This window comes from Pontibacter ruber, from assembly GCF_023630205.1.
Taxonomy (GTDB): domain Bacteria; phylum Bacteroidota; class Bacteroidia; order Cytophagales; family Hymenobacteraceae; genus Pontibacter; species Pontibacter ruber.
On record NZ_JALPRR010000001.1, the window covers coordinates 306,459 to 320,630 of the forward strand.

Sequence of the window (14,172 nt, forward strand, 5' to 3'; positions counted from 1 at the left end):
TCTCGCGCTGCTCGAAATAACAACCTTACCGGATCTTTGCTTTCAACAGCACCGTTTTCAGATTTAACCTTACCAGGTCCCCCATGCATTTGCATTTCAGGAACTCGTCAGAGTTATGATGTTTAGCCAGCTCCGCTTTTAGTTGGTTAACTTTCTCGGGCGTAGAGATGGTGTCTTTCCGCATGCAGTCGATGAGGTCTTTGAGGCGGTAGCGGGCCGTGCGCAGACGCCTGAAGATGAGCGTGCGCTCCTCATTCTGGTACTGCCTCACGGTTTCAGGCTTCAGCAGCTTCAGCACCAGCTCCACAATCAGGTTGTTGTCTTTGAAGAACTGGGGCAGGTACATGCTCTTTTTCCCTTCGTACGACTGTTGGTCGAAGTCAATGGGGCGCACCCGGTACTGCTCGTCCTCAAAATCCGGGGTAATGTCTACTACATAGTTGTAAGAGCGCATATCGCCGAGCAGGCGCACAAAGCAGCGCTCGTTAAACTTTACAAACTCTTTGGCAATTCGCACCTTGTTGGAGCCGGGCCGGTTCAGAAACTCCTTGATAAAGATATCGCCCGGAATGCCGGCAATGTGCTCTTCAATAAGCGTGTCGCCGTCTACCAGGTAGTTGATACGGTTCGGCGACAGAATATACTCCAGCTCCAGCCCATAGATACGTGAGGCATCGGCCCGCTTCACATAAAAGTAGTCGTAGTTGTCGTTGAGCTGGTTCATGATCTGCACCCGGAAGGGGTTGGAATTGCCGAAGGTGCAGTAATCTACCCGCGACACGTACAGGTGCTCCATCACCGACATATCGCCGTCCGTTTTGAGCAGGGCGTAGATCTGGGTCAGGCCGCGGTTTAGTTCCGCCTGCGACTGCTGGTCAAACATCACAGTTTCCCAAAGCGTGTCGTGCCCTTTTTTGTCGTAGTAGGGGAAGGAGTCGGTGTAGTGCACCAGGTCTTCGTAGAGCACCGGCAGCTTGGTTTCTCGGTCGTAGGCGTGCAGGTATTTGCGGAGGCAGGTAGCAATAGAGTAAAATTGCTTCTTCTTGGAGATTTCCACTTTAATTAATTACGAATTAATAATGACGAATTACAAATGGGAAGCCGGGCAGGAAACTATACTTCGATCTGGCGGCTATAGTTCTTTGTTTCCTTTTGCAAAATATAAGCATTGTTGCGAACTCCCATCTATATAACCACCATTCGTAATTCTTAATTCGGAATTCATAATTCTCGAAACTACGTTTCGAGCAGGTTGTTCTGGCCCAGCACCTGCAACACATCGTTTTTATAGAAGCGGCCAATCGGAATCTCGGTTTTTCCAATGTCGACGGCGGTGGCAGAGAACGCCTGTATCTTATCGAGTGAAACGATAAAAGAGCGATGTATGCGCAGGAATTTGCCGGCGGGGAGCTTCTCTTCCAGAAAGGAGATCTTCTGATACGAGATGATCTCTTTTGTTTCCGTCTTCACCCGGATATAGTCTTTCAGGCTCTCGATGTAGAGGATGTCGGCCAGCATGACCTTCACCATTTTCTTGTCGGCTTTCAGGTAAATGAAGGCATCTTTAAAGCTGGTACCTGCGGGTTCTATGGCAAGTGGAGCGGCTAGAGCGACAGGCGCTGCTTTGGGTTCCGGCTGCTGTACTTTGGCCACGGCTTTCAGGAAGCGGTCGAAGGCAATGGGCTTGAGCAGGTAATCTACGGCATTCAGCTCGAAGCCTTCCACGGCATAGTCGCGGTAGGCGGTGGTGAAAATAACTTTGGGAGGATTCGGGATAGACTTCAGGAATTCAAGGCCACTGAGCTTGGGCATCTGGATATCTAGGAAGATCAGGTCGATCTGCTCGGTTTGCAGGCAGTTGTAGGCTTCCACGGCATTGTTGCAGCGGCACACCAACTCCAGGCTGTCCAGACGCTCGATAAAGGTCTCCAGCACATCCAGCGCCAGGGGCTCGTCATCCACGATCAGGCATCTTATTTTCATCTGTCTATTCGTTCAGTTTTATACTTCATCCTGCAGGTTCAGCTCCAGGCGCACCCCGTAACTGTCCGGCTCATCCTCTACTTCCAGCGTATAACGCCCTTCGTAGAGCAGCTCCAGGCGACGACGCACATTCTTCAGGCCAATACCGGAGGCCATGTCGCGGTTACTGCTGCTGGCTTTATCGTGGCACTTACAGTTTTCTACCAACACCACCAGCATGTCCTGCTGCACTTTTACATCTATCCTGATCCAGGCATTTTCGGTTTCGGTGCTTACGCCGTGCTTAAAGGCATTCTCCACGAAGGGCAACAGCATCATGGGCGCGATCTGCCTGCCAGCCATACTTCCGGATTCGGTATAAGAAATGTCCACGCGATTGCCGTAGCGGATGCGCTCCAGGGCAATGTAGTTCTGGATGTAGCTCAGCTCTTTTTCGAGGGGCACTTTGGCAGCAGCGGCATCGTAGAGCATGTAGTCCATCAGCCCCGACAGCTTCAGCACCACTTCCGGCGCCTTGTCCGATTTCTTGAGCGAGAGCGAGTACAGGCTGTTGAGTGTGTTGAAGAGGAAGTGCGGATGGATCTGGCCTTTGAGGAATTTAAGCTCGGCTTCCAGCTTGTCCTGCGCCAGGTTTTGCGCCGCCTGCTGGTGCCGGTACCAGTTCTTGAGCAGGTATACCACAGCCGAAATAGACACCAGGTAGCCCAGGTTCACGATGTTTTTGACAAAGCGGTAAAGCGTCAGGTTGTCTTCGGTGCAGGTGGTGGGGCAGATGAGCGGGTGTATGAGCACGGGCAGCAGCACAAACTGCATCAGCGTACCAATGGCCAGCATCATCAGCGACAGGTAGACGGCAAACTCCATGTAGCGCTTCTGCAGCAGGTATTGCGGCATCAGGAAGTACATGTTAAAGTATACCAGCGTCATTTTGAAGGGCAGCTCGATAAACTCAACCATAAAGGCGTTGTAGTAATCGTCGATGTAGCTGCCGTAGAGCAAACCGAAGAAGCACACGTACACAGCCCAGAAGAGCACGTGCAACAGCAATCGGTTTTTAGTAATTTCCCGGACATCAGGCAGGCTCCATGCTCTTACCTCCAGCACCTGAGCCTGATTCAGCTTAACTTCCATCTTGCAAAGGTACGATTTCTGTACTTTAACTGCTTCGGCTGCAGCAGCTTTTAGACAGTTGGCTATACTTAGGACGCAAGCAGCAATTTATACTTGCCCAATAACGTAAAGAATAAAAAGTATAGCCGACTGCCGGCATCGGTACGCTTCTGCTTTATACTTAAACCGGCCATATTACCTGCTGCTGCAGTTTTCGTTATTAATTGGTATGATAAATGTATAGTACAGCACCGATAGCTTGTATATATAGTATATGAAAGGTATTCTTCTGCTTTTGTTCTGTCTGATCGTATCCACAAGTGGTTTTTGCCATGTGAGCGACACCTTGATCTATAGCCCGCAACGGAAATTAAGCTGGCAGGATTTTAAAGGTACCCCTAACTTTTCTGACAGGTCGAAAGGTGCTCAGATCGCAGTAACCATCAACCTGCGGGTGAAGAAAGTGAATTTCTGGACGGGCAAGATAACCTACGATGCCTTTGCGATGGCATTCAGAAATGAGTTGTGGGTAAAAGATTCCTACAAAGACGCCTATACTTTGGCGCACGAACAGCTGCATTTTGACATAGCACACATCTATGCCGAGACCCTGGAACTAGAGCTTAACACCATGAAAGAACCCGAGGAGCAAAAGGCGAAGGCAGAGGAGATGTTGATCCAGGTAAACAAGGCTATGAACGATTACCAGGCATTTTACGACCGGGAAACACGCGGGGGGAACAATATCGCCAGGCAAAAGGAATGGGCTACGAAGATAAAGAAGGATCTTGAAGTTTTTAACTGATGCCTCAAAAAGGCGGGGTAAACCAGCTATCAGATTATCCTGCCTATAAAGCATCAAATATTAACTTTTTAACCCTCTAACTCCCCAACTCTCTAACTCACAACAGCTCCTTTGCCGGATCCCAGAACAGCTTTTCAAAATTCACTACCTGGTCGTTTTCTACCTTCACCCCCTCCTGCTCCAGCCGGTCGCGCATGGCGTTGGGCTCGTCGAAGTGCTGCTTGCCCGTGAGCATGCCTATGCGGTTCACGACCCGGTGCGCCGGTATCTGGGTCATTGGGTGTGAGGCAATAAGAGCCCAGCCTACCATGCGGGCAGATCCTTTCGAGCCTAAGTAGCTGGCAATGGCACCATAAGAGGTTACCCGCCCTTTCGGGATCAGTTTAACCACCTGGTACACATCCTCAAAAAAGTTCTTTTTGCCTTCACTCATAGTTTCAGTCTTTTCCTAAGTAACATTTTAACGCCACAAAGATGTTGTTTGTCTTGCAATAGTACCTGTTAGTAGAGAATCACATGTCCTGGTTTCAATATAACCTGATAACGTTATAACTTTAAACCCATGATGTTTACGCCTGCCTGTGCCTGATCGAAAAAGCTTTTACGGCCGCTTGCGGTGTAAAGGTGTCGGAGCACTACCTGCAGCTTAGAGCTGCAGGTCTTTCATGGAAAACAGGAGAAAAAATCAATAATCCGGAAGTTAGCAAGCAAACTTTACAATCATTTCCGTGTTGCCTTTCAGGCAGTTAAAAAATGATTTTTAAAATAAACCCCTGCCTTTACAACCTGAAATAAAATACAATTAAACCTTTACCAGGTGGCACAGTCAAATTAACCGACTTTGCCTGCCTTACCAGGCACAAAAAGAGCAGGTAAACTGCAACTTTTACGACTGAAAAGGGAACGAAGGCAAAAGGTAAAACATTGATTATTTCCGCACTCCAACTGTGGAGGTGCTGGTCAAGATAAAAGGTTTTACTTTAAATCCGGCTTACGATACACTACTACTCTAAAAACACAAAACACAAATGAAGATTAAATACATCGTCTACACCATACTTATACTCGGATTTGGTGCCTTGATAGCTTACCGCATAAAGCAGAACAAGAGCGAAGGAGCCGGCGGACCGGGTGGTAGGCCAGGAGGACCTGGTAAAGGCGGTGCAATGCCAGCCATGCGTGTAGATGGCGTAGTGGTGCAGCCACAAGCATTTTCCAACTCGCTTGCTGTTACCGGCTCTATCGAAGCAAACGAGCAGGTAGCCATTCGCGGACAGGTTTCCGGGTTGGTACGCTCTATTTCTTTTGAAGAGGGAAGCAAAGTAAGCAAAGGACAAGTATTGCTGAAGATCGATGATTCTGAACTGCGTGCCCAACTGGCACAGGCTCAGACCCGCCAGAGCCTTGCCGCTGAAAACGAGCGCCGTGCTGGCCTGCTCCTGAAAAAGGAGGCAATCAGCCAGGAAGAATACGATGTTGCCCGCGCCGAGCTTAAATCTGCCCAGGCACAAACACAACTGATACAGGCACAATTAGCCAAAACAACGATCCGGGCGCCGTTCTCAGGCCGCATTGGTTTGCGCTCTGTTTCGGAAGGCAGCTACCTTTCACCGGAAACAGTGGTAGCCAACCTGGTAAGCACGGATCCTGTTAAAATCACCTTCGCCGTGCCGGAAAAGTATGCCTCACAAGTTAAGAAAAAAACACAGCTGAGCTTTACGGTAGCCGGCTCTGACAAAAAATATACCGCCACCGTTTATGCTATAGAGCCGGGTATAGAAGCCAGCAGCCGTACGCTGCAATTGCGTGCCCGTGCCGCTAACCCGGGTGGTGAGCTGTTGCCAGGCTCATTTGCGAACATTGAGTTGCCGCTGGCTGTTATATCTGACGCCCTGCTTATACCGAGTGAAGCCATTATACCTGTACAAAACGGCAAGAAAGTATTTGTAGCCAAAGGCGGTAAAGCCAAAGAAACAATGGTAGAAACGACTACCCGTACCGAAAAGGATGTACTGATCACATCTGGCCTGCAGCCCGGCGATACGGTGCTGACTACAGGTATCATGACGTTGAAAGAAGGTAGCCCTGTTAAAGTAGCTGTTGGCAATAAAGCAGTTGGAAAGAATTAGTAGATAAAGCGCGAGAAGTATGAGTTTATCCACCACAAGTATAAAGCGTCCCGTTTTCACGATCGTTATAAACCTGATGCTGATCTTATTCGGCTTTATCGGGTATAGCTTTCTGGGGGTACGCGAGTATCCGTCCATCGACCCGGCCATTGTATCGGTTAGCACCAGCTACTCGGGTGCCAACGCCGATATCATTGAGTCGCAGATAACGGAGCCACTCGAGAAAGCCATCAACTCCATCGATGGTATCCGCAACATTTCCTCGTCGAGTAACCAGGGCCGGAGCAACATCAACATCGAGTTTAACCTCGACAAAGACCTGGAAGAGGCAGCCAACGACGTGCGCGACAAAGTATCGCAGGCGGTAAGAAACCTGCCGCAGGATATTGACGCGCCACCGGTAGTTGCCAAGGCCGACGCCGACTCGGAGCCGATCATTACCATGACGGTTCGCAGCGCCAGCCGCGACCAGCTGCAACTAAGCGATTACGCCGAAAACGTGATCTCGCAGCGTTTGCAGACCATTCCGGGTGTGAGTAGCGTGCAGATCTGGGGGCAGAAACGCTATGCCATGCGCCTCTGGCTCGACCCGGTGAAGCTTGCCTCCTATGGCCTGACTGTTGGCGACGTGCGTACCGCGCTTAACCGCGAAAACGTGGAGCTTCCATCCGGTAAGATCAGCGGCGAAAACACCGAGCTGGTCGTAAAAACACTGGGCAACCTGTCTACTGCCGAGCAATTCAACAACCTGATCGTAAAGTCAGACGGCAACAAGATCATTCGTTTCAGCGACCTGGGCACAGCAGAGCTTGGCCCTGAAAACCTGGAAACAAAAATGAGCGAATCAGGCCAGCCAATGGTAGGCCTTGCTATTATTCCGCAGCCGGGCACCAACTACCTCGATATCTCCGATGCCTTTTATGAGCAGTTCGAGAAACTGAAGAAAGACCTGCCACAAGACCTGCAACTGGATATTGTGATGGATAACACCATCTTTATCAAGCAGTCCGTTACAGAAGTTGCCGAAACCATTCTGATCGCGCTGGTGCTGGTTATACTTATCATTTACCTGTTCTTCCGCGACTGGAGCATTGCTTTCCGTCCGCTTATCGATATTCCGGTGTCGCTGATTGCCACTTTCTTTATCATGTATCTCTGCGGCTTCTCGGTGAACGTGCTTACGCTGCTGGCGATCGTGCTGGCAACCGGTCTGGTGGTAGACGACGGTATTGTGGTAACCGAGAACATCTTTAAGAAAGTGGAAGAAGGCATGTCGCCGATCCAGGCGGCTATCAAAGGTTCCAATGAGATCTTCCTGGCAGTAATTTCGATCTCCATTACGCTGGCTGCCGTGTTCTTACCTGTAATCTTCCTGGAGGGCTTCGTAGGCCGTTTGTTCCGTGAATTTGGTGTGGTGATCGGGGCCGCGGTACTCATATCGGCCTTTGTATCGCTTACGCTCACCCCAATGCTGAACGCTTACCTGATGAAAGGGGGCGGTCACAAGAAAACCAGGTTCTACAACTTCACGGAGCCATACTTCCAGCAAATGAATGCCAGCTACGCCAGCGCCCTGAGTGGTTTTATGAAGCGCAGATGGCTGAGTTTCCCGATCATTATGCTGTGCCTGGTGCTGATCGGCTTATTTTATACGATCCTTCAGAAAGAGACAGCCCCTTACGATGACAGAAGCATGCTGCGCGTGATGGTAAATGCGCCGGAAGGTTCTTCTTACGAGTACACCGACCGCTTTATGCAGGAGCTGACGCAGCTCGTAAACGATTCGGTACCTGAAAAAGCGGTAAACCTGGTGATTACGTCTCCTGGCTGGGGCGGTGCAGGCTCTGTGAACAACGGTATGATGCGGATTGCCCTGAAACAGCCGGGCGAACGCGAGCGCTCTCAAAAGGAAGTAGCCGACTACCTGACAAAGGTGACACGGAAATATTCTGAAGGCCGGATCATGGTAACGCAGCAGCCCACCATTTCTGTAAACCGCCGTGGCGGCCAACCGATTCAGTACATCATTCAGGCGCCAAACTTCCAGAAACTGGAGGAAAAAATACCGGCGTTTATGGAAGAAGCGAGCAATGACCCTACTTTCTCGAACGTAGACGTCAACCTGAAATTCAACAAGCCGGAGATCAACATCTCTATAGACCGCGAAAAGGCACAAAGCCTGGGTGTATCGGTTATTGACGTGGCGCAAACACTGCAGCTGTCGCTGAGCGGCCAGCGCTTTGGCTACTTCCTGATGAACGGCCGCCAGTACCAGGTGATGGGCCAGTTTGACCGTCCGGACCGTGACGATCCGCTTGACCTGACTTCGCTTTATGTGCGCAGCAAAGACGGCAAACTTGTGCAGCTGGATAACCTGGTAACCATGACCGAGCGCAGCAGCCCGCCGCAGCTTTACCACAACAACCGTTACATGTCGGCTACCATTTCGGCCGGTCTGTCACCGGGCATGAGTATTGGCGACGGCATCGAGGCCATGGACCGCATCAAGGAAAAAGTACTGGACGAATCTTTCTCTACCGACCTGGGTGGCGAGTCGCGCGACTTCGTGGAAAGTGGATCGAACACGATGTTTGCCTTTGGCCTTGCCCTTCTTTTGATTTACCTCATACTTGCAGCTCAGTTCGAAAGCTTTGTAGATCCGCTCATCATTATACTTACCGTACCAATGGCGGTGGCCGGTGCCATGCTGTCGCTGTGGCTGTTTGGCCAGACCTGGAACATCTTCAGCCAGATCGGTACGATCATGCTCATAGGGCTTGTGACGAAGAACGGTATATTGATTGTGGAGTTTGCCAACCAGCTCCGGGAACAGGGCAAGCCGAAAATAGAGGCCATCCTGGAGGCTTCGGAGGCCCGCCTGCGCCCAATCCTGATGACAAGCTTGGCCATTGCACTGGGTGCCCTGCCAATTGCGCTTGCCCTGGGTGCCGCTGCTCAGAGCCGCATGGGTATGGGTATTGTGATTGTTGGTGGCACCATGTTCTCCCTGATTCTGACGCTGTTTGTAATCCCGGCCATTTACTCCATGTGGTCGAGAGAGCGCAAGCACCATCCTGAGTTCGAAGAGATCGAAGCCTACGAAAAGGCAAGTATTTAATTAACTGAACATATCTTTTTCATACTTATATGAAGTATAAAATTGCCCTCCTGTTTGCGCTGGTCCTGTCGATTGTACTTACAAGTGGCAAGACCAATGCTCAGGAAGTCCTGACGCTGGAAAATGCTGTTAAAATTGCCTTAGAGCGGAACTATGACATAAAGCTGGTTGCCAACGACCTGGAGATAGATAAGAACAATGCAAACCGAGCCAATGCCGGCATGCTGCCCGTTGTGACCGGTAATCTCTCGCAGAACAATACCATACAGAACAGCTCCCAGACCCGCGAAAGCGGTGCAAAAGTAGAGCGCAATGGTGCCAAAGGCTCTAACCTGAACTATGGCGTCAGCCTGAACTGGACCATTTTTGACGGCATGGGTATGTTTGCCCGTTATGAGCAACTGAAGGAGTTCCAAAAATTAGGCGAAGCTAACCTGCAGCAAACCGTACTTGCCCGCGTTGCTGACGTGATCAGTGTATATTATAACCTGGTACAGCAACAGCAACAGTTAAGAGCATTGGATACCACAATGGTTATTTCACGCCTGCGCGTTCAAACTGCCCAGAACAGATTTGAAATTGGCAAAGCAGCCCGCCTGGAGGTACTGAATGCACAAGTAGATTACAACACTGATACAACCCGAACGCTGCAGCTAAACGAGATCTACCAAAACACCCAAACGCAACTAAATGAACTTTTAGCACGCGACGTGAGCCAGCGCTTTCGTGTAGTGGATACCATTGAAATTGATGAACAACTGGTGCTGGCCCAGTTATCAGAGAGAGCCGCTCAGCAGAATCCGGCCTTGCAGGCTGCCGTTATTAACAAGCGCGTGGCCGACCTGGACCTGAAACAGGTAAAAGCTAACCGTCTCCCAAGACTTAGCCTTAATACAGGTTATAACTTCAACCGGAGCGAGTCAGCGCTTGGGTTTACCACCTTATCAACGGGTAACGGATTAAATTACGGAGTAACGGCTTCTGTTAATATTTTTAACGGCTTTCTGCAGCGCCGTAGCGAAGAGAATGCCATGATCTCTACTAAAAATGCGGAGTTAGAACTGGCACAGCTAAACCAAAGTATAAATGCTCAGCTAACAGCCGCTTACCAGACCTATCTTACCAGTTTATCGCTTGTGAAACTGGAAGAAAAGAATCAGAAAATAGCCAAGCAAAACCTTGACATTACGCTGGAAAAGTACCGCCTGGGAAGTATTGCTCCTGTAGAATTCAGAGATGCACAGCTTAATTTTGTTAATGCCACTGTTCGTTTCACCAATGCCCAATACCAAGCTAAACTGGCAGAGGTTAATCTGAAAGAGATCGCCGGAACACTTAGTTTCCAATAAAAGAATCGACAGCTAACTACAGCATAGTATAAAAGTATGGCCAACGCCATACTTTTATACTTTATAGCCCTTTGCAATTGCCTGCTCCTTGCTTATATTAGGAAGAATCTATGGAGCACGACCTTTTCCAGACACTTGCAATATCATTAGGGCTTGGCCTGCTGGTCGGCTTACAGCGCCAGCGTGACAATACCCGGGTTGCAGGTATCCGCACCTTTCCCCTGATTACACTGTTTGGAACGCTCAGCGGTATGCTGGCACAGGAATATGGTGGCTGGGTAGTAGCGGCAGGCCTGATCAGCCTGGCGGGTATCATGGTTGTAGCCAACGTACTTAAGAGCAAAACCCCTCCCGTAGATGCAGGGCAAACCACGGAGGCCGCTGCCCTGCTTATGTTTGCAGTAGGCGCCTACCTGGTGGATGGGCAGACGACAATAGCTGTAACCGTTGGGGCCACCGTCGCGGTGCTGCTGCATCTGAAAGAGCCACTGCATCAGTTTGTAGAGCGGATTGGGGAAAAAGACCTTGCTGCCGGTATGCAGTTTGTCATCGTTTCGCTGGTGATCTTGCCGGTGTTGCCCGACCGTGATTTTGGCCCCTACAAAGTACTTAACCCACACAACATCTGGCTGATGGTGGTGCTCATCGTGGGCATTGGCCTGGCAGGTTACTATGCCTATAAATTGTTCGGAGAAAAGGCCGGCACTTTTCTAGGCGGGGTGCTGGGCGGCCTGATCTCCAGTACAGCTACCACCGTGAGTTATGCGCGCCGCTCTAAAAAAGACGATGGCAACAGTGCCCTGGCAGCGCTTGTGATCTTTATTGCTTCTACGGTTTCTTTGCTCCGCATCATCATAGAATTATCGGTAGTGGCGCCTGCCACCATCGCCAGGGTTGGTCCTCCGCTGGGCGCTGTTTTCCTGCTGATGGCAATCGTAACAGCTGTGATCTTCTTCTTTAACCGGAACGGGGAGGAACGGATGCCCGAACAAGGCAACCCTGCCCAGCTTAAAACCGCGCTGGTTTTCGGGGCCATTTATGCCGCTGTTATACTTGCCACGGCGGCTGCCAAAGATTACCTGGGCAGCAGCGGCCTTTACCTGGTTGCCATCATTTCCGGCCTTACCGATGTAGATGCCATCACGCTTTCAACGGCTAGACTGATGAATGCTAAAAGCATTGAAATACACAACGGCTGGCGCATCGTTCTGACGGCTGCACTCTCCAACATCGCCTTTAAAGGTGTTCTGGTTGGCATGCTCGGCGGCAAAGCCCTGTTCAGGCGCATAGCTGTTCTCTTTGGCATCTCCATTACCGGCGGGTTGCTCGTGCTCTGGCTGTGGCCGGCTGAGTTCAGCCTTTTTAAATTTTGAATGAGTAAATGAGCGATTGAGTGAATGGTTTTATTGTTGAATTGCTGATTGTTGATTGTTGATTGTCTGAATCAGGATTTACAGGATCTGTTTTATACTTCTCTACTTTTATACCTCTCTACTTTTTACCTGATTCACTTATTCACACAATCACTCATTCAAAATTCAGTTATTCAATATCCCTATCCCCGTAACCTATCCTTCCTATTCCCTGTTCTACTTAACCGGTGCAGGCGGTCTGTGCCAACAGATTTCCTACAGAATCTGCCGCTAAGTTGCACACGCCCGGAAGTATAGCCTATGAAAATACTGATTATTGAAGATGAGCAGGCACTGAACGCCTCTATTGTTACCTACCTGCAGCAGGAAGGCTATACCTGCGATGTGGCATACGACCTCAGGGAAGCAAAGCTGAAAGTGGCAGACCTGCCTTATACCTGTGTGCTGGTCGATCTGACATTGCCCCACGGCAATGGCCTTGAGATCGTACGGATGCTGAAGGAGAACACGCCCGAAACCGGCATTATCATTATATCGGCAAAAAATGCTTTGGATGATAAAATAACAGGGCTGGAGCTGGGCGCCGATGATTACCTGACCAAGCCCTTCCACCTGTCGGAGCTGAACGCGCGGTTGAAATCTGTGATCAGGCGACGACAGTTTAATGGGCAGAAAACCCTGCGTGCCGGCGACCTGGAGGTGTTCCCCGAATCGGCGGAAGCGCAGGTACATGGCCGGAAGCTGACGCTTACCAAAAAAGAGTACGATCTGCTGCTATACTTTATTACCAACCGCAACCGGGTGCTTACCAAAGATTCCATTGCCGAACACCTGTGGGGCGACCACATAGAAGCGCTGGACTCGCTGGACTTTGTATACACACACATCAAGAACCTGCGCCGCAAGCTGCTAGAAGCCGGTGGCGAAGATTACATCCAGACGGTGTACGGCATAGGCTATAAATTCAGCAGCTAATGAGGATACTTACCAAAACAAGTTTGTATTACCTGCTGGTGTCGGTGGTAGTGTTTTTCGTGGGTGGTTTCGGCTACTACAAGATCATGCAGGTCGAGATCTACGATGAGGTGGACGACCAGCTTTTTACCGATAAGGAAAACATTTTGGCTTACATCCGGCAGAACAACCGCCTGCCCAACGTTACCTCGGGCATATCCGAAGCCATACTTGTAAAGCAGGTGACCGATGCCAGCCCAGTGCTCGAAGCCATTTCCGATACGCTGCTCTACAGCGCTTACGACGAGGAGCATATCCCCTACCGCCGCCTCACTTTCACCACGCAGCAGAACGGGAAGTACTACCAGTACACCATCCTCAAATCGCTGATGGATTTTGATGACCTGTTTGAAAGTACCGTTCTGGCTATGACCTGGATCTTTCTGATGTTGCTCCTGGGGCTGGCTTTTGTAAATTATTACGTCAACAAGCATACCTGGCGGCATTTCTACGATACGCTGGGCAAGATAAAGCGCTACAGCCTGGCCAGGCACGACCCGCTTAAGCTCAGGCCCTCCAACACCACCGAGTTTCAGGAGCTGAACGAAGTGCTGCAGTCCATGACGGACAAGATCCATTCGGATTACCTCAACCTGAAGGAATTTACCGAGAATGTTTCGCATGAAATACAAACGCCCCTGGCCATTGTCAACAGCAAACTGGAGCTCTTCATGCAGACCGGCAACCTGACGCCGCCACAGGCCCGCATGCTCGAAGAAATGCACACTTCTGTCAGCAGGCTGGCCCGCCTCAACAAGTCCCTGATCCTGCTTACCCGCATTGAGAACCGGGAGTTCCGGGAAAACGAGGAAGTACCTTTGCACGAGCTGATAGAAAAACAGTTGGAGCAATTGCAGGAGATGGTGGACATGCACGGGCTAACCTTGCTGCCTCCCCAACTGGAGCCTGTTTTTGTGCACATGAACCGTGGCTTGGCCGAGGTACTGCTTTCCAACCTGTTGCTCAACGCCATCCGCCACAACCAGGAAGGTGGCACCATCGAAGTTACCCTTACGCCGGCGCAGTGCTGCATCCGCAACACAGGCGAGGCACCTCAGGGGTCTGCAGAACAGCTGTTCGGGCGCTTTATGAGCGGCAGCAACAATGCCGGCTCGCTTGGCATAGGCCTGGCGCTGGTAAGCCGCATCTGCGCCATGTATCAAATGACACCAACTTATACTTACACCGATGGCGTGCATAGTATCTGTATCCGCTTCAACACGGCATCTTCCTCAAAATAAGCAGCTACAGAATTTCTTCAGAATCGGGAAGTATACTTGCAGAAGTACAA

At 50.4% G+C, this 14,172-nt stretch carries 11 protein-coding genes; 7 read left to right on the forward strand and 4 right to left on the reverse strand.

The features are described from left to right. Positions 1–25: 25 nt before the first annotated feature. The 3 genes from MJ611_RS01255 to MJ611_RS01265 all read right to left on the reverse strand — a co-directional run bounded on the left by MJ611_RS01255 (position 26) and on the right by MJ611_RS01265 (position 3,114). On the reverse strand, positions 26–1,063 hold the full coding sequence (locus MJ611_RS01255; protein WP_250428756.1) for a hypothetical protein: 1,038 nt from the start codon (positions 1,061–1,063) through the stop codon (positions 26–28). Between the two features lie 173 nt (positions 1,064–1,236). Next, entirely contained in the window at positions 1,237–1,983 is a 747-nt protein-coding gene (locus tag MJ611_RS01260; RefSeq protein WP_250427534.1) for a LytR/AlgR family response regulator transcription factor, read from the reverse strand. Between the two features lie 18 nt (positions 1,984–2,001). Then, positions 2,002–3,114, reverse strand: a complete 1,113-nt coding sequence (locus MJ611_RS01265; RefSeq protein WP_250427535.1) for a sensor histidine kinase — start codon at positions 3,112–3,114, stop codon at positions 2,002–2,004. A gap of 253 nt (positions 3,115–3,367) precedes the next feature. Here MJ611_RS01265 and MJ611_RS01270 point away from each other — a divergent pair, with 253 nt between their 5' ends. Beyond that, on the forward strand, positions 3,368–3,898 hold the full coding sequence (locus tag MJ611_RS01270; RefSeq protein ID WP_250427536.1) for a DUF922 domain-containing protein: 531 nt from the start codon (positions 3,368–3,370) through the stop codon (positions 3,896–3,898). Positions 3,899–3,995: 97 nt separating this feature from the next. Here MJ611_RS01270 and MJ611_RS01275 read toward each other — a convergent pair whose 3' ends face one another. Beyond that, positions 3,996–4,331, reverse strand: a complete 336-nt coding sequence (locus tag MJ611_RS01275) for an MGMT family protein (RefSeq protein WP_250427537.1) — start codon at positions 4,329–4,331, stop codon at positions 3,996–3,998. Between the two features lie 595 nt (positions 4,332–4,926). Between MJ611_RS01275 and MJ611_RS01280 the strand changes: the two genes are divergently transcribed. The 6 genes from MJ611_RS01280 (at position 4,927) to MJ611_RS01305 (ending at position 14,122) form a co-directional block, all read left to right on the forward strand. After that, positions 4,927–6,027 (forward strand): efflux RND transporter periplasmic adaptor subunit, encoded by a 1,101-nt coding sequence (locus MJ611_RS01280; RefSeq protein WP_250427538.1) that lies wholly within the window; start codon positions 4,927–4,929, stop codon positions 6,025–6,027. A gap of 19 nt (positions 6,028–6,046) precedes the next feature. Then, positions 6,047–9,145 (forward strand): efflux RND transporter permease subunit, encoded by a 3,099-nt coding sequence (locus MJ611_RS01285; protein ID WP_250427539.1) that lies wholly within the window; start codon positions 6,047–6,049, stop codon positions 9,143–9,145. A 29-nt stretch (positions 9,146–9,174) separates the two neighbouring features. Next, the gene (locus MJ611_RS01290; protein WP_250427540.1) at positions 9,175–10,494 is read left to right on the forward strand and encodes a TolC family protein; all 1,320 of its coding nucleotides are present in this window, start codon (positions 9,175–9,177) and stop codon (positions 10,492–10,494) included. 110 nt (positions 10,495–10,604) lie between these two features. Further along, positions 10,605–11,867, forward strand: a complete 1,263-nt coding sequence (locus MJ611_RS01295; protein WP_250427541.1) for an MgtC/SapB family protein — start codon at positions 10,605–10,607, stop codon at positions 11,865–11,867. Positions 11,868–12,167: 300 nt separating this feature from the next. Beyond that, positions 12,168–12,842, forward strand: coding sequence for a response regulator transcription factor (locus MJ611_RS01300; RefSeq protein ID WP_250427542.1), 675 nt, complete (start codon positions 12,168–12,170; stop codon positions 12,840–12,842). Continuing rightward, positions 12,842–14,122, forward strand: coding sequence for a sensor histidine kinase (locus MJ611_RS01305; protein ID WP_250427543.1), 1,281 nt, complete (start codon positions 12,842–12,844; stop codon positions 14,120–14,122). The genes MJ611_RS01300 and MJ611_RS01305 overlap by 1 nt, the downstream gene beginning before the upstream one ends. Positions 14,123–14,172 lie beyond the last annotated feature (50 nt).